We start from the raw sequence: 16,909 nt of genomic DNA, 5'->3' as shown, positions 1-16,909 counted from the left end.
TAGGCCTATAGATTAGAATTTTGATATGTTCTTTGTTATTATTAAGTTTTAAAAAAGACCTCTTAAATTCGCATCTTAAAAAACATAAAAAAATACTTAGTTTTTTAAATATTTATGATTTTGCTTTTATTATAATGCACGCAACATAAATCAAGGATAGTAGATGAAAACGAGGTTTAACAATCCACTTCAAGACTCCAAAGTCATTGATCTTTTTTGTGGAATTGGCGGACTTACGCACGGTTTGATTCAAGAAGGATTTAAAGTGGTAGCTGGTTTTAATATTGATTCTTCTTGTAAATTCGCTTATGAAATAAACAATGGTTCAACATTTTATAATAAAGATGTAGAATTGATTCAAAAAGAAGAAATCAATAATCTTTTTGGCAATGCTAAAACTAAAATATTAGTTGGTTGTGCTCCTTGTCAGCCTTTTTCAAGATACACCTTAAAACAAAAAAGAGATGAAAGATGGGGTTTGATTTATAGCCTTAAATGACATTAAACTATATCGTATTTTGCTAGAGAGTATAGCTCTTTAGCAAACTTTAAATTATTTCTAAATTTCTGATTCCTCTAAAGTTTCTTAAGTTATATGATTTTATTTTGAATATTCAAAATATCCATCTTTATCTATGACAAGATAAAAATGTTACTTTTCTCTACTTACTTTATTTTTTAAAAATATGAATAAAATCTTCATTATTCCTTCGTTGAATATCCCAGTTCTTCGGATTTAAACAGGAAGCAAACAACCATTTAATCTAAAAAAAATTTATTTTCATAAAAAATACCATTTTAAATATTGACTACCCCCCCCCCATTAATATATAATCACACTTTTGGTTCCGTAATAGTTTATTTTGATAGCTATTTTTAACTATATAAAAATAAACAGAAAATAAGGAGGGAAGATGAGTATCTTTAAATTTATACTAGTATCTTAATGATTTATATAGTCAGTAATTGATGGTTTGATAAATGTATTTAAGGATTAGAAAACGATAAAAAACAAGGAGAAGAAATGAAAAAAATAATAGTATCTATTATAGCACTAGGAGTGTTAGAAAATATAGCCTTAGGAAATGAAGCCAATGAGCGTACTCAAAGATTAGAGAAAGAAAACAGAATTTTGGAGATCGATAAAAAGAATCAGGAATTTCAGGTGAGTGATAAAAATAATCTTGACAACGATAATGGTTTAGTTTCAAAAGTCAAAGAAACCGAAAAAAGAAGTAAAGATGGATATTTTGGAGGTATTGAAGGTGTTTTAGGGATATCAGAGGTTAAAGTTTCTACGGGTGATCCATATCCCTTTAAAGGCTCAACTACGATTTTTGACTTAGGTTTTGCCGGAGGAGGACAATATTATTTTGGTATTTCACAACGACATGGGTTTAAATGGTCTGTTCATGGCGATTATAGTTTTGGAAACAGCTATAATCTTGCCAGTGATGATGGCTATAAAACAACTATGTCTTATGATGCTTTTAAGATTGGTTTTGATTTGAAATATCTATGGGATTTTTTAGAAATAGATAAGCATACCTTAGGACTTAATGTCGGAGTAGGGTATGAGATCGGTTTGTATTTAAATGGCAAATCACCAAAAGATTATCCTTCAACAAATTTGAGCTCTTTTTCAACAGAAAATGTATACCCTGTGATAGGGCTACATTACTATCATGAAAATCATCAATTTGAATTGATGTATCGATTTATGTATAAGGTTAATGGAATATTTAATGGAGGAATACGTGAAGAAAAAAACGGAGTTGCTATTAATAGTGAAGCTAAGAATATAATTCTTACCAATCGGTCGTATCTAACGGTGAGCTATACATATAAAATTTAATATAATATGTAAATTTTGAAGGTTGTGCTAGTAGAGCAGAATATTGGTGGGTTGTGCTTTGTAATGTGATTGTTTATTTAGTTTGTTTGTTTGTAGGAGCGATGATGTTTTCCTCTGAAAATTATTTTTCAATCGGTATTGGTGCTTCATTGATGTGGCTTTATAGTTTAGCGACTTTTATTCCTAACATTTCACTTACTGTTCGCAGACTTCATGATATTAATTTGTCAGGTTGGTTGTGCCTACTTCTTTTGATTCCTCATATAGGAGGTTTGATACTGTTTATAACGACTTTGATTAAAGGCACAGAAGGGGAAAATATGGAGAGCCTTCTACTTTTGATGCAGAATCAAATATAGCAAACTAGAGGCTAGATACTCTTTAATCTGAGAGGGTTTGCAATCCTCTCAGATGGTTTTATCTTAATTTAACCTAGTCATTAGTAAAACTAATGCTATAATTACAATCAAGATATATCGGAATATCTTTTTCATAATCTACCTCCTTTTATAGACGTAGATTACTCCAAGTAGGTTGCCACCTCTTGGAGCAACCTCAATAAAATTATAACACACTCGCTAATTACTTTCTAGAAACCATTTTAATTATAAAATCGTGGTAGGTATCAATGCAATGATCAATGGCAGAAGAACAGCTAAATCAATGAGTGCATTTGGAGGAGGATTTGAAGGAGGAACCCATAAAGGCGAACATTACTCTATCAATACAAGAACATCACTCACAGGTGGTTATACTGCTGATATGGGTGAAGCCTATACAGCAATGATAGCCACAGCTGGAGAAAGTCTAGGAGGACTTGATGGACAAGAGAGTGCAATGAAGGGCTGGGGAACAACCAAGACCGTATATAATGGTGTGATGGATACAATTGATGTGGTTAGTGAATTTACACCCATAGGAAAAGCTGCTAAGACATATAAGGGGATAAAGGGAATGAAAAACCGTACCATTTCAGGAGAGAGTGCTTCAGGAGGAGAAGCTGGGGGTGCCCTTGCTTTTACCTGCAGGGGCACCCCACATCATCACTTCATACTTATTGTAGATATCTACGCAAATTGGCACAAAAGAAGCATAACGAGTCAGTAAATTTTTAAAATCTTCTGGCCTAATCATTTCTTCGTTCAGATGATCAAAGAGTACAAATCTATCTTCACCATTTTGAGCGATCCATTCTTTAACATAAAAATCAATCTGGATTTTAGCTCGATCCCTATCGTATTTGTCTTTTTTCCAATTGCTAAAACGTTGCCCCCCTAATCTAGCATCTGCAAGTTTATCTTCATAGTCTTTATCCATCTTATCTTCCATTTTAAGTCCAAAATACCTATCAGTAATAGAAAAGGTGTAACATTTCTCAGTGTAATTCTTCTCTGTCCCATCAAAACAAAGATTGATCCGCTTTAGGTACTCTGCATCTGCATTCAGTTCAAAAAATATCTTGGCTTTAGCATATTCAACTGCTTGTGTGCTGAGGGCATATTCTTCTTTGATGAATTTTTGTCTTAAAACGTCTTTCCCTTTAACTTCATCTCCATTTCCTAGCATGATGATGAATTCTTTATACATCGGGTGCAATCTATCAAGCAGGAGTTTTTGATAGAGATGATCATCTCTTAATCCTAAAAGCTTGTTGCCTTCTGTGGTTAGATAGGTATTGGGTTGTTCTAAGAATTCTATATTGCCTTTTTCATCTCTAATGGCGTTTAAATTTTCATCTCTTTTAAGACCAAAAAAGATTCTATCTCTATAAAGTTGTCTCCTACAATTAAAAAGCCAATGCCATAAAGCAAATTGATATTTTATGTTCGCCTCTAAAATATCTTTAGCCATATTTCGCTCAAAACCTTGAGTAAGAGTTCGTGACATATCCTTTTCTGCAAAATTTCCAAATATTGATGACGCAGATCTCATTTTTTACTCCTTTATTAAAATTATTGATTATATTAACAAAAGAGATGTGAAAAATCAACGAGAACGAAGGAAAAATGAATCAGAACAATGGGGTTTTTCTAATCAAAAAACGAGGTATAACAGGAAAATAATCATTTTGGGGTTTTTAAGGGATTGTAACCCTGCATGGAACCCAATAACCGTTTATTCTAGACAGTCTATTTTAGCATAAGAAGATTTAAGAACTGCCTAAAACATTAGAAGCGGCTAAAAAAATCTTGAGTGAATTTTAGCATAAGAAGATTTAAGAACTGCCTAAAACCGTTTGACTAAAAAAGATTACATTATTGAATTTTAGCATAAGAAGATTTAAGAACTGCCTAAAACATGCTGAATGGCTTCTAGGAATCAAAAACTTCAAAAGACTCGAGCTCTTTTTTTGCATCAATAAATCGTTTATATTTATTACGGGCATTGTGGCATATCCTATTTTGCTCACTTAAAGGAATTTTTGGAATAGTTATTTTTGTTAAGTCTTCAAATCTTAGTATTTGCCTAACAGCCCCAAAAGATCTTGTTCTGATTTCTTCAATACCTTCAGAACTTTTTAAAAACAAATATACGTATTCAGGTAAATATTCAGGATTGTAAATCTCAAAAGTGATATACATTTTACTAACAGAGTAGGAATTATTAGTCACATTAATCCCAATAGATCCTACATTGGCTCGAGATGGATTATAAGCGATTTGGTTTTTACTTATGATTTTATAATCAAAATTATTTTCAGAAGTGACAGAATCAAAATTAACCCCCCAGTACTCACTCCCTAAAACAATGCCATAAAACTCCTTATTTGATATTGTGATGGTAGAAACACCCTCATTATTCTTAACATTCACTTCTCTTATGATATTTGATAATAGCTCCCTGTTATTAGGGACAAAAGTATCATACTTAAAAAAATAACAAAGAATAGTTGAGGTCTGTTTTTATATCTTCATAAGATATCTTTTGTAATTCATTGCGATTATTAAAAAAATTGTCCAAATCATTCAAGCCATTTCTTTTCCTACGTCTTGAGGTTAGAGTGTATCCATCATTGAGTATTTTATAGAAAAAACAATGGCTTTTTTTCGGACCATTAAACCCTTGTAAAATTAAAATATAGGTGCTTATATCAGTATGGGATACAAATACTAGGTTAAAGTTTTGCGTTTTAGGAAAATTTATAAAAAACACACTTATAGAATTTGTGGTAAATAAAAATATAAAAGGAGTTTTTATGATAGAGGCTTATAAAAGATTTTTTAGGAATTATGTAAATTTTGAAGGTCGTGCTAGTAGAGCAGAATATTGGTGGGTTGTGCTTTGTAATGTGATTATTTGTTTAGTTTGTTTGTTTGTAGGATTAATGATGGTTGGTTTTCAGGGTGATGAAATAACTTTCAATAAAATTATGGCATTTTCGATGGGTATTGGTATTCCATTGGTATTGGTTTATGATATCGCAATTTTTATTCCTAACATTTCACTTACTGTTCGCAGACTTCATGATATTAATTTGTCAGGCTGGTTGTGCCTACTTTTTTTGATTCCTTATATAGGAAGTTTGATACTGTTTATAATGACTTTGATTAAAGGCACAGAAGGGGAAAATAAATATGGAGAGCCTTCTTTTTAGATAAGGTTATACATTGTTTTTAGCGATCAATTTATTCTTGGTGTTTTTATATTGGTAACACTAGGTCTGTTTTTTATATCAATAAGATTCATTTTTTATTGAATTAGTTAAATACCTACTCAAAATAGGGCTTTCTTCTTTGATAAAAAAATATAATTTATTTTTTTAATATTTTTAATACTATTAGATAAATTTAGTCATTATATCAGGGATTTTTTATTAATATATTTAAAAATTATTTAATTATTTAGTCATTTATGCTTGATACGCCATACGAGATCTCAAGAGACCATGAAGTATAAAATTAAAAATATTATTTAAGTTTTTATCATCAAGCTTATTTTTTTGAGAATACGATAGAATTTCGCTCCAAAATTTAGATATTAGAGAGTTATGATGATCAATTGTAGTAGGAATTTTGTTTTTTTACGGTTTTTATTTGTTAATGTGGCTATTTTTTCCACTCTTGTGTTTGGTGCAGAAGATGTAAGTGGCAGATCTGAGAACAAAGATACAGAAACTTCTCAAGGTGCTAAAATTTTGTATCAAATAATTGATACACAGAAGACAAATTTTCATGAATTTTCTTTTCAAAATGGATTTGGAATCAATTCCAATGGAAATGTTTTATTCTCAGATGGTGAAAAAATGTTTCTAGATGATGACAGTAATTCTGTGCAAAATTTTTCAGATTATATGATTCCTAAAATTTATTTTCAAGATGGTAGTTTGGAAGATATTGCAAAGCTTCGTAATAAGTATTTTTTTCTAGGAAATCTTGAAATAACTCCTGTTGTCAATGAAATAATTAAAGATGTTGTCGGGGAATGTAAAAATTCTACGTGTATATCACCTTTTGACAAAATTGAGAAAAAACATATGATAGGGATCGGAGGAAGTGGGCAAGAAGAAGTAGGCTTGATGATTGTTTCAGAGGTTGTAGGGTTGAATGGTGCTTTGCGCCCGATATTTAAATATAAAATTTTTAATGCGGATACAATTACCGCTATTGGCGGACTAGGAGAATATGCAGCAGGAGTTAGATCATCAGGAGTTGTGAATGCAAATAGGTTGATTGCAATTGGAGGCAACCAAAATGGAGCAGATGGTTTTTTAAATGAATATATTTTGAATGTAGGAAATTTGATTGCTATTGGTGGAGGAAAACTAGGAGTAAGTGGTCTTAGTAATTCCAATGGTCCTGATTATTCCATCATAAAAGCCAATAGCATTGTAGCTATTGGCGGAACTGAGGCATACGCACATGGACTTTATAATTCAGGAAAAATACGAACAAATTTTTTGACTACCATTGGAGGAAAAGATGTGAATGCTGTTGGGTTTTATAATAAGAAAGATATACAAGCAGACGTAGTTATTGCTTTGGCAACCCAAAATAGTGGTGTTGCAATTTTAAATGAAGGAACGATTGATGTTGAAACACTCATAATTTTAGGTAAGGATAAAGGATATCATTCCTTAGCAAATTATGGCGGTAAGATTAATGCTAAAAATATTTATTTGAGTGGGAATAATACAATTGATAATAGAGATGAGGGTTCTATATTGACAAATAATTTATTTGTCAATGGCTTTTCAAGTATTCAAGGAGACATTGGATTTGATGCGTCCAAAGATTCTTTATTGTCTTTTAATCTTACTAGGCCAAGTTCGGGTAATGTTTTACCTTATTTTGGGATAAAAAATGGCAATTTAATACTTAATCCAAATACAAAAATTGAAGTTAAATTCTCCAATGAGTGGGTATTGGGAAATAATTTATCCTATGATACGATCTATGATATTCTGTCTATAACAGGAAAGGGACAGCTTATTGATAATCGAGCCCAGAAAAATATAAACTTTTTAGGTCTAGCTATGATCCCTAATGTAAAAATTGATAAAACCAAAATTATGATTGCTTTTGTTAAGGAGAATAGCCCAGATCCTTTTGCACCTTCTAAACCACAAGTAAATGCAATTAAAGATAAGGTTTCTTCTTTGGGTATAAGTTCTTCTGAAGAAAAAATCATTGAAAAGTTAAGATCCATATCCGACCAAGCACCGCAAATTTTGAATTCTATTATCGAAAGCAATAATAATGGAAACAAATTTCAAGAAGTTGCAATTGATGAAGGATTGAAAAATTTTGATTCTAATCCAAAATTGCTTATTGATTTGATACAAAAAACTGATGAAACATTTAAAGACAACGCAATTGGTGTAGGTAACTCCTCTCAAAAAGCCATTCAATACATTAATCAAAAGGTAACAGATAGAATCAATACTGTCATGTTTAATAGAGGCTTTGAGACTCTGACCTTTTCAGAAATAATTCGTAAATGGGCTTTAGCTAGCAATGATGATGCAATTTATATACCAAAGTTTAGTCCTAAAAATTCTGCTTGGGTAAATATCGGAGGTTCTTATTATCAAAATGCTCCAACTTCTTCAAATTTCTTTTCTGTTACTTCTGTAAATTCAAGTTTAGGCTATGATGGCACTATTGACATCAGTAAAGATGTTGATTTTGTGTTGGGAGGCTTATTTAATTATAGCAAAAGTTTTTACTATCAAAACAATAAGCGACGCGATTTTGATATTTTTACACTCGGGATTTATTCTAATACAATTGTAAATAAACATGAGATTCAGCTCACTGTTTCTGGTACAGAGCTTTTAGGGGATGCTAAAATTCACAATGAAGAAATTGGAATTTCTGAAGAAAAATATACTGATAATAATTTTGCCTTCAATATAGAGGGGTTTTATAAATATAAATTTACACTTGCAGATAAACATTTCATTAAGCCTTTAGCTTTGGCGAATTATAGTTTTTTGTATACCCCATCAATTGGTTCAAAAACATTTTTCCTAAAAAGCAAAAAAGATCAAATTTTAGCATTGGGCGTTGGAGGAGAATACCATTTTCAAAACTCTTTTATGAAGCATATTGTTCAGCTTACAGGCAGATACCATATCAAAGATATAGCTAAGAGTAGGTCAGTTTCATTTAAAGGAGCACAGACATTTATAAATTATGATTTAAATCCATCTAGGATATGGATGAAGCTTTCGTATGGCACAAAATTTTCTCTTCCTCGCAGTTTTGATTTGGATATTTCTGTAAGCACAGATGTTAGCACTTCGGGTGATTTTTTAGGAATGGGAAATCTTGGAATGAGTTATATTTGGTAATATGAAATTAATTTTTTAGATAGTGTATCCTCTAGTTTGAGTTCAAATAATCTACCCAAAAGGATTCATAATCAAAACATGATTGTTGCAGATAAAAAAAATATCAGATTAAATTGATTATAATGCGACTATAAAATTGAAAAAGTGATATATTTTGGTTAGTCTTGAATTATATTAAGATTGAAAGGGGGTAATATATTTTGGATAACGATAAAAAATCCCTTGTTAGGGATATTAAATTAAGACATCTTATGATGATTGCTTTTGGGGGTGCTATAGGAACGGGGCTTTTTGTAGGAACGGGTGGCAATATTCATCAGGCTGGCCCCCTTGGTACTCTTATTGCATATGCCATAGGAGGGGTTATTATTTATAGTATTATGCTTTCTTTAGGCGAACTTGCAAGTTATTTTCCCCATACGGGTAGTTTTGGAGATTATGCTTACCGTTTTATTGGACCTGCGACTGGTTATACTATCTTTTGGCTTTATTGGATAGGTTGGGTCATCAGTGTGGGTGTAGAATATATTGCTATAGGTCTTTTGATGCAGTATTGGTTTCCTGGTGTGCCTGTTTATTGGTGGGTTATTGTTTGTGCTGGAATTGTTTTTTTACTCAATTGTTTTTCTGTGAAGGTTTTTGCAGAGGGAGAGTTTATTTTAAGTCTGATTAAAACCATCGCCGTTATTATGTTTTTAATAATAGGCCTTGTGGGTATTTGCTATCATTTTTATTTGAATGGATTGATGGCAGTTTTTCAGAATTTTTATTTTCAAGAGGGAGGATTTTTTCCAAATGGCATTGGAGCGGTTTTTGGCACCATATTGGTGGTTATTTTTGCTTTTGCAGGAACAGAAATCATAGGCGTAGCTGTAGGTGAAACAAAAAACCCTGCAGAGGTTATGCCTAAAGCTATCAAGGCAACATTAGTGAGGCTTATTACATTTTTTCTTGGTTCGGTATTTGTGATTTCTGTTTTTCTGCCTATGAATGATTCTACAATCTCTCAAAGCCCCTTTGTAAGCGTTCTAGAAAGAATCCAACTTCCATTTTTACACAATGGAATTCCTTATGCAAGTTCAATAATGAATTTTATCATTATAACCGCTTTGATATCCACAGCAAATTCGGGGCTTTATGGAGCCTCTAGAATGATTTATGGATTAGCAGAAAAGAAGATGTATTTTCCAGTATTTTCAAAACTTAATAAAAGAGGTACTCCGATTTATGCACTCTATCTTTCAATGATTTTCTCTTTGGTTGCTCTTTTTACCAGTGTATTTGCACCAGAGTCGGTTATTGAGGCATTGATATCTATTATTAGTTTTACACTTATTATCGTTTGGATGAGCGTATCGGTTTCACAGTATATTTTTCGTAGAAAATATCTTGCACAGGGAAATTCACTTAAGGATTTGCCCTATAAAACGCCTTTTACCCCCATTACCCAAATTATTGGCATTTTAGGATGTTGCATAGGAGCCATTGGGGCACTTTTTGATTCGCATCAACAGCTTGGAATTTTAGCAAGTATTATTTATATTATATTATGTTATTTGCTTTATTTTTTAACAAAAGATAAATTTAATCATTCAAAATGAACTTAATAAAGGGTGAATTTCTATGTTCTTGCAGGTAGTGGGAATATATTCTGATATTGGAGCTTCCAAAAAAGGTGCTGCAAAAGGTGTTGATGTATTGATAGGATTGCTTAAGGAAAACTATAGCGATATAACTCAAAAAGAAATTAAAATTATCAATAATTATTTTTCGCTTCCATGTGATCAAAGCCATGCAAAAAATATTCATCAGATTTATGAATTTTTTAAATGTGATCTTATTCCCAAAATGATAGATATATTTAAGACACAGAGTTTGCCTTTGATCTTTAGTGGAGATCATTTTAATGCTTTAGGTATTATTCAGGCTTTTAAAAAATCTTATCCTTCAAAATCTGTGGCAATTATTTGGATAGATGCACATTCAGATCTTCATACGCCCTATGATAGTTATTCTGGCAATATGCATGGAATGCCTTTAGGTGGGGTTGTGAATGTCATAAAATCTGGGGAAAATAATCTTGATAAAGCAACTCAAAATCAATGGGAACAATTGTGTCAATTAGGTGGAGAAAAAGCAATAAAACCACAGAATATTACCTATATTGGCACTAGGAGTATGGAAAAATCAGAAAGAGATATTATAAAAAAATTCAAAATTCCCTTATATGAGGTTTCACAAATTAGAAAAGATACAGATAATGCTATAGCATCTATTGTGACTTCTCTTAAGAATATTGATGCTGTATATTTGAGTGTAGATGTAGATGTCTTAGATGGGAAAATTTTTACCTCTACTGGTGTGAGAGAGAATAATGGTCTTTATCCAGAGGAGCTTGATAAATGTCTCAGGCTGATAATAGAGGGCTTGAATAAAAAACTCATTACGGTTGAATTCACTGAATTTAATCCTATACTGCAAGACTCTGATGAAAAAGATGATAGAGTATTGCTAAAAATTATTTCAAATACAATCGATAGTATCAGGAAACTATTTCCCTAAGATTATCTTTGCATTAATTCTTTTGCAAGATCTTTTGATCCCTTTAGATCTATTTTTCCCGATCCAAGTGTGGGGATTTTATCCACAGTTAAAAATCTACTTGGTTTAAACAAAGGAGGGATATTTGAAGCTTTTATAGCATCAATAAAATCTTCTAGGTTAGATTTTTCATTTTCGATCAATAAAACAGTGATTTCACCCTTTTTTTCATCCTCCAAGGAGGTTGCAACAAAAAGAACATTCTCAATCCCCATATTTTTCATTATTTTTGTTATCTCTAGTTCAATTGCTCCAAGACTTATCATCTCCCCACCAATTTTTGCGAATCTTGAATATCTATCTGTAATAAATAAAAACCCATCACTATTTAAATGTCCTTTATCGCCACTCTTATACCATTTTATACCATCAAGCTCTGCTATCACTTGAGTGGTTTTTTCAATATCCTTGAGATAACCCCTCATTATCTGATGTCCACCAATAAGAATCAGTCCATCTTCTCCTGTGGGCAGTTCTTTTAGCGTATCAGGATCAACAATCCTTATAGCTGTTCCAGGTAAGGGCATTCCAACACTTCCTGCTTCTGAAGCTTTGTGAATTTCCCAATTAATAGCATCAAATTCATTAGGTAAATTCACACTTATTACAGGAGTGGTTTCTGTAGCTCCATATCCTTCATAGATTGGTTTATTGAATTTTAATAAAAACGATTCGGCAATATCTTGCTTGAGTTTTTCTGCACCTGCAACAATAAATCTTAGGCTATCAAACATTATTTTGTCCAATTTAGGATTTCGTGTATAGATCCCAAACAGTGTGGATGTGGCACACATTATGGTAATGTTATTTTGTGCTATGGTTTTTGCAATTCCTAGTGCATCTGTGGGGTCTGGATGTGTCACACAGAGCATATTTTCCAATAATGGCATAAAGGTTGTTACCGTTAGTCCAAATGAGTGAAATGGTGGTAAAGAAGATAAAATACAATCATCATCTTTTGCATGAATAACATCAGTGATTTGAGAGATATTGCTTTTGATATTGATATGAGTTAGCATCACTCCTTTTGGCTTACTCTCGCTTCCGCTACTAAATATAATAGCTGCAATATTGTCAGTGTTATTGTGTGGGCAAAATAGAGCTTTTAAAACAAAAGATGGCAGGAATTTTGCTATCAAAATATAGCCTATAATAATATGTTTTTTACTCTTGAAATATTCTAAAATATCCTCCATATAAAATACTTGTATGTTATTAAAATCAAAGCTAATGTTTTTATTTTTTAATTTTTCCAAAAATTTTCTAGAAGTGTAAATTTGATTGACTTCTGCCATTTCAATAGCATTTAAGACAGCTTGTTCGCCAGCACTAAAGTTTAAATTCACAACCACTCTGTTTGCAACCATACATGCTAGATTGCACATTGAACTTGCAATTGAAGCTGGAAGCATGATTCCTATGCAGGGATTTTCAGGAGCAAAATCTTGCGAAGGTTTGTTTGTGATAGGAGTATTTTTTGCCATTATTTTTGAGAGCATCAATGTGAATGCGAGCATTTTGGTATAACTCATACTTCCGCTTAATGTGTCTATGATTGCAATATCACTCCCTCCTTTTTTTGCGCTATTAATCCAAGCTCTTCCGATGCATTCCATCTTTTTGCATTGATTTTCCCAAGCCTTGAATGACATTTCAAAAATTTTTTTCTTTAACGCATCTCTAGTGGTATGAATATCCAGACTTTTTCCAAATGCAATAGAAATATTCCGTCTAGAAAAACTATGATGGCGTTCCCTGAACTGTTCATTGCTGCGAGAAAAAATACTCCCCCAAAGTCCAGAGATGTAAAACGGCAAAATCACTGCTTGAGTACGATCAAGATGTTTGGTAGCAATTTCAAAACCACGCTTAAATTCGTTTAATTGTCCATGTCTTGAAATAGATCCTTCTGGAAATAAGCACACCACCTCCCCAGATCTTAAACGCGATGATATGGCTTCAAGAGCACTTTTGCTTTGAATATTTGAAACTGGTATCACCCCAAAGAAATCAATAAATAAGCGAATATACCATCGAGAATAAACGCTTCTTTCCATCACGAAGTGAATTTTTCTTGGCATAGCCATTTGCACAATTGCCCAGTCAATAAAGGAAATATGATTTCCTAATAGCAATACACCGCCACTTTGAGGAATGTTATCAAAACCTTCAACATCAAGCTTGTATCTTTGGAGTAAGGCCATGCTCGCGAGTAAGCGCACTAAAGAAAATGGCATCAGCATGATGATATACGCTGCCACACAAACACTTGTGATGATTGCAATCAAAAATAACCATTCCGCATCAAATTTAAAATATCCAAAAACGGTTGCTATAGCCAAAAATGTAAACATCCCGAGATTTTGAATAAAATTATTTCCTGCTAGAACACTCCCTAATTCCTCTTTTTTGGAATAGAATTGAATGAGTGTATTGAGTGGAATAATAAAAAGAGCTCCACCTAATCCAAAAATAAAAAAGGCTAGTCCGTATGAGATTAAAGAAGATAGGAATGGAGTGAAAATCAGCGGAATGGATAACAATAATGCACCTAGTGGTATTAATCCAGTTTCAATGTAGTTTTTTGAATAGCGTCCTGCAATGATTGAGCCAACGATGATACCTATTCCAGAGAGCGCAATACAAGCTTGAATAGAAAAGGTGTTATCAAGCCCTAATAGATTTTTGATATGTACGGGAAATGCCGCTAACATTAGTTGAGAAATAGACCAAAACATTGTGATTCCAAGAACAGACATCAAAATAATTTTATCTTGCTTGATGGTTTTTATATTTGCTCTTAGTAGGCCAAATTTGAGATATTTTAAAGTGGGGAATTTTATATTTAAAGTTTTTTTAAGACATGGGAGACGCCAAGTCAAGAATGCTTCAAGTAAAGACAAAACAATGAGCACTATTGAAAGTGGAGCGAGTGCCTGAAGAATTCCTTCAGGAGTTTTTATTGTTGCATTTGGATAGAGATATTCAAAAAATAACGAAAAAGTACCCATTCCAGCCAAAATAGCCACGATTGCACAAGCCTGAATAATACCATTTCCCCAAGCCAAAAATTCATTTCCCACTAGATCTTTAATGTATCCATATTTTGAAGGCGAATAAAAGGCAGCTTGAATTCCTAGAGCAAAAGTCGTCCAAAAAGCAACCCAATACCATCCTAAATAATAAAATACGCTCAATAGGGAAATTAAAATAACATTTGTTAATGTAGCAATTTTCATAACCTTATCTCTAGGAAATTTATCACTTAAAAATCCAGAAGGTGAGAAAACTAAAATAAATGGTAAAATCACAAGAGCATTGATAATACTTGAATAGATAAGTTCCTCTGATCCACTATAGACTTTTAAAATTGTATTTTGCATCAATATTTTATGACCAAGATCTAAAAAAGCATTTATGAATGTTGCAAGTATGAAAGGGGTGAATCCATAAATTTTCCATATTTTTTGCATTCCAGGTTCCCTTTCGCATTGGATTTTTTCTTATTGGAGCCTATTATATCAAATAGTTTTCGTATCGTTCTTGAATAGCAGATAAGAAACAGGTGCAGAACGAATTAAAGTGATGAAAAAGAATTTTAACAAATTGATTTTGTGGTAGAATGCAAGAAAATTTTCAATAAAAAAGGATCAAAAATGGCTTTTAGAATTGAACACGACACAATGGGTGATATCAAAGTAGAAGATTCAAAATACTGGGGTGCACAAACTCAAAGAAGTCTTGAGAATTTTAAGATCGGCATTGAAAAAATGCCTAAACAGCTCATTGAGGCTTTTGTAATACTCAAGCGTTCTTTGGCGGTAGTGAACCATTCTCTTGGTAAGCTTGATGATCAAAAAAATAAGGCAATCATCACTGCTTGCGATGAGATTTTGGAAGGTAAATTTGATGGGATGTTTCCTCTTGCTGTTTGGCAGACAGGGAGTGGAACTCAAACAAATATGAACCTCAATGAAGTGATAGCAAATCGTGCTACGGAGATCTTAGGTGGAGATTTCAGGAAAGAAAAGTTAGTTCATCCAAACGATCACGTTAATATGTCCCAAAGCTCTAATGATACTTTTCCTACAGCGATGCATATTGTATCTGTTTTGGAAATAACAAAAAGACTACTTCCCTCCCTTGAGAGGCTTCATGAAACCCTAAAGCAAAAGAGTGATGATTTTAAATCTATCATTAAGATAGGTAGAACTCATCTTCAAGATGCCACTCCTTTAACCTTGGGGCAAGAGTTTAGTGGATATGTGAGTATGCTAGAACATTCAAAAGTTCAAATTCAGGAATCATTAGAACATATTAGAGAGCTAGCAATTGGTGGAACAGCTGTTGGTACAGGTATCAATGCTCATCCAAAGTTGAGCGAAAAGGTAAGTGAAGAATTAACTCGTTTTACTGGATTGAAATTTGTTTCTTCACCCAATAAATTTCATGCACTCACAAGTCATGATGCACTTGTATTTGCACATGGAGCACTAAAAGGCTTAGCTGGGAATTTAATGAAAATAGGAAATGATATTAGATGGCTTGCTTCTGGACCAAGATGCGGTCTAGGAGAACTTAATATTCCTGAAAATGAGCCTGGTAGTTCCATAATGCCTGGTAAAGTCAATCCAACACAATCTGAAGCCCTGACAATGGTAGCAGTACAGGTTATGGGAAATGATGCAACTATAGGGATAGCAGCAAGTCAAGGGAATTTTGAGTTAAACGTGTTTAAGCCAGTGATTATTTATAATTTTTTACAGAGCGTGACTTTATTAACTGATGTAATGGATTCTTTTGATATTCATTGTGCTAAAGGAATTACTCCAAATTTAGAAAAAATTGATTATAACCTTCATCATTCTTTGATGCTTGTGACTGCATTAAATCCGCATATTGGATATGAGAATGCTGCAAAGGTTGCCAAAAATGCACATAAAAAAGGCATCAGTTTAAAAGAATCTTGCAGTGAATTAAAACTTTTAAGTCCCGAAGATTTTGATAAATTTGTTGTGCCTGAAAATATGATAAAGCCAAAAGAATAGTGAGAGAATCATTTGATTTGTGGTATTGATGAAGCGGGTAGGGGGTGTTTATGTGGAAGCATGTTTGTTGCAGGAGTTGTATGTGATGATATGACCTCTGAGTGGTTAAAGGTGATTGGGGTTAAAGATAGCAAGAAAATTTCTAGAAAAAAGAGATTTGAATTGGCGGGATTGGTTTTAGAAAAAAAAGAGATAAAAAGGCATCTTGTAAAAAAGACAGCTCAAGAGATCGATAACAAAGGTTTAAGTTTTTGCTTAAAGGAATCAATACAAGAGATTATTGCAAATCTACTTCCATTTGCGAAGAGATTTTATATGGATGGAAATACTTTGTTTGGAGTTTCTAGAGATCAAAAATACACCTTAGAAGCTATTGTTAAAGGAGATGATAAGATGTTGCAAATATCTGCAGCATCGATTTTGGCAAAGGTATCAAAAGATGCTGAAATGATAGAGCTTGATAAAAAATATCCCGAATATGGATTTAAAAGCAATTCTGGTTATGGTACCTTGAAGCACTTGCAGGCCATAGACAAATTTGGAGAAACCCCCTTTCATAGAAAAAGCTTTGTGATAAAAAAATTTCTTAATTCAAGACTAATTTTATAGTTG

Annotated in this window: 12 protein-coding genes, 1 pseudogene and 1 CRISPR repeat array; of the genes and pseudogenes, 10 read left to right on the top strand and 3 right to left on the bottom strand. The window is 32.7% G+C overall.

The annotated features are described in order from the left end of the window. Positions 1-163 precede the first annotated feature (163 nt). The 4 genes and pseudogenes from BKH42_RS02160 (at position 164) to BKH42_RS09295 (ending at position 2,962) form a co-directional block, all read left to right on the top strand. Positions 164-499, top strand: a complete 336-nt coding sequence (locus tag BKH42_RS02160) for a DNA cytosine methyltransferase (RefSeq protein WP_095294402.1) — start codon at positions 164-166, stop codon at positions 497-499. A gap of 525 nt (positions 500-1,024) precedes the next feature. Beyond that, positions 1,025-1,855, top strand: a complete 831-nt coding sequence (locus BKH42_RS02155) for a hypothetical protein (protein ID WP_095294401.1) — start codon at positions 1,025-1,027, stop codon at positions 1,853-1,855. A 17-nt stretch (positions 1,856-1,872) separates the two neighbouring features. Continuing rightward, positions 1,873-2,214: pseudogene (locus BKH42_RS02150) on the top strand (DUF805 domain-containing protein); the annotation flags it as partial. 274 nt (positions 2,215-2,488) lie between these two features. Continuing rightward, positions 2,489-2,962: a hypothetical protein gene (locus tag BKH42_RS09295; RefSeq protein WP_219349823.1), complete on the top strand. Its 474-nt coding sequence runs from the start codon at positions 2,489-2,491 to the stop codon at positions 2,960-2,962. On the opposite strand, the gene BKH42_RS02145 is transcribed toward BKH42_RS09295, so the two are convergent. Further along, a complete protein-coding gene (locus BKH42_RS02145) occupies positions 2,843-3,787 on the bottom strand; it encodes a hypothetical protein (protein WP_095294399.1) in 945 nt (314 codons plus the stop codon). The genes BKH42_RS09295 and BKH42_RS02145 overlap by 120 nt on opposite strands. Positions 3,788-3,986: 199 nt before the next feature. Next, a CRISPR array of direct repeats spans positions 3,987-4,155; the repeat unit is 36 nt; unit sequence ATTTTAGCATAAGAAGATTTAAGAACTGCCTAAAAC. Between the two features lie 12 nt (positions 4,156-4,167). Continuing rightward, positions 4,168-4,668, bottom strand: coding sequence for a restriction endonuclease subunit S (locus tag BKH42_RS02140; protein ID WP_095294398.1), 501 nt, complete (start codon positions 4,666-4,668; stop codon positions 4,168-4,170). Positions 4,669-5,051: 383 nt separating this feature from the next. On the opposite strand from BKH42_RS02140, the gene BKH42_RS02135 reads away from it, so the two are divergent. The 4 genes from BKH42_RS02135 to BKH42_RS02120 all read left to right on the top strand — a co-directional run bounded on the left by BKH42_RS02135 (position 5,052) and on the right by BKH42_RS02120 (position 11,210). Beyond that, on the top strand, positions 5,052-5,450 hold the full coding sequence (locus BKH42_RS02135; RefSeq protein ID WP_095294397.1) for a DUF805 domain-containing protein: 399 nt from the start codon (positions 5,052-5,054) through the stop codon (positions 5,448-5,450). 396 nt (positions 5,451-5,846) lie between these two features. After that, positions 5,847-8,648, top strand: a complete 2,802-nt coding sequence (locus tag BKH42_RS02130; RefSeq protein ID WP_095294396.1) for an autotransporter outer membrane beta-barrel domain-containing protein — start codon at positions 5,847-5,849, stop codon at positions 8,646-8,648. A gap of 251 nt (positions 8,649-8,899) precedes the next feature. Beyond that, positions 8,900-10,249 (top strand): amino acid permease, encoded by a 1,350-nt coding sequence (locus tag BKH42_RS02125; RefSeq protein ID WP_095294417.1) that lies wholly within the window; start codon positions 8,900-8,902, stop codon positions 10,247-10,249. 22 nt (positions 10,250-10,271) lie between these two features. Then, positions 10,272-11,210: an arginase family protein gene (locus tag BKH42_RS02120; protein WP_095294395.1), complete on the top strand. Its 939-nt coding sequence runs from the start codon at positions 10,272-10,274 to the stop codon at positions 11,208-11,210. Positions 11,211-11,212: 2 nt separating this feature from the next. On the opposite strand, the gene BKH42_RS02115 is transcribed toward BKH42_RS02120, so the two are convergent. Then, complete coding sequence (locus BKH42_RS02115) at positions 11,213-14,722, bottom strand: acyl-[ACP]--phospholipid O-acyltransferase (protein ID WP_095294394.1); 3,510 nt, start codon at positions 14,720-14,722, stop codon at positions 11,213-11,215. A gap of 183 nt (positions 14,723-14,905) precedes the next feature. Between BKH42_RS02115 and fumC the strand changes: the two genes are divergently transcribed. Further along, complete coding sequence (gene fumC, locus BKH42_RS02110) at positions 14,906-16,297, top strand: class II fumarate hydratase (protein WP_095294393.1); 1,392 nt, start codon at positions 14,906-14,908, stop codon at positions 16,295-16,297. A gap of 12 nt (positions 16,298-16,309) precedes the next feature. After that, entirely contained in the window at positions 16,310-16,906 is a 597-nt protein-coding gene (locus BKH42_RS02105) for a ribonuclease HII (protein ID WP_095294392.1), read from the top strand. Positions 16,907-16,909 lie beyond the last annotated feature (3 nt).

The sequence above is a fragment of the Helicobacter sp. 13S00482-2 genome (assembly GCF_002272795.1).
Classification (GTDB): Bacteria; Campylobacterota; Campylobacteria; order Campylobacterales; family Helicobacteraceae; genus Helicobacter_J.
Note: the sequence above shows the minus strand (reverse complement) of the source record. Positions and strands in the feature narration are given on the sequence as shown.

Excerpts from the sequence above, each read along its gene's own strand:
- BKH42_RS09295 (WP_219349823.1), top strand. The coding sequence starts at position 2,489 with ATGATCAATGGCAGAAGAACAGCTAAATCAATGAGTGCATTTGGAGGA.
- BKH42_RS02155 (WP_095294401.1), top strand. The coding sequence starts at position 1,025 with ATGAAAAAAATAATAGTATCTATTATAGCACTAGGAGTGTTAGAAAAT.
- BKH42_RS02135 (WP_095294397.1), top strand. The coding sequence starts at position 5,052 with ATGATAGAGGCTTATAAAAGATTTTTTAGGAATTATGTAAATTTTGAA.
- BKH42_RS02145 (WP_095294399.1), bottom strand. The coding sequence starts at position 3,787 with ATGAGATCTGCGTCATCAATATTTGGAAATTTTGCAGAAAAGGATATG.
- BKH42_RS02125 (WP_095294417.1), top strand. The coding sequence starts at position 8,900 with ATGATGATTGCTTTTGGGGGTGCTATAGGAACGGGGCTTTTTGTAGGA.
- BKH42_RS02120 (WP_095294395.1), top strand. The coding sequence starts at position 10,272 with ATGTTCTTGCAGGTAGTGGGAATATATTCTGATATTGGAGCTTCCAAA.
- BKH42_RS02115 (WP_095294394.1), bottom strand. The coding sequence starts at position 14,722 with ATGCAAAAAATATGGAAAATTTATGGATTCACCCCTTTCATACTTGCA.
- BKH42_RS02130 (WP_095294396.1), top strand. The coding sequence starts at position 5,847 with ATGATCAATTGTAGTAGGAATTTTGTTTTTTTACGGTTTTTATTTGTT.
- fumC (WP_095294393.1), top strand. The coding sequence starts at position 14,906 with ATGGCTTTTAGAATTGAACACGACACAATGGGTGATATCAAAGTAGAA.
- BKH42_RS02160 (WP_095294402.1), top strand. The coding sequence starts at position 164 with ATGAAAACGAGGTTTAACAATCCACTTCAAGACTCCAAAGTCATTGAT.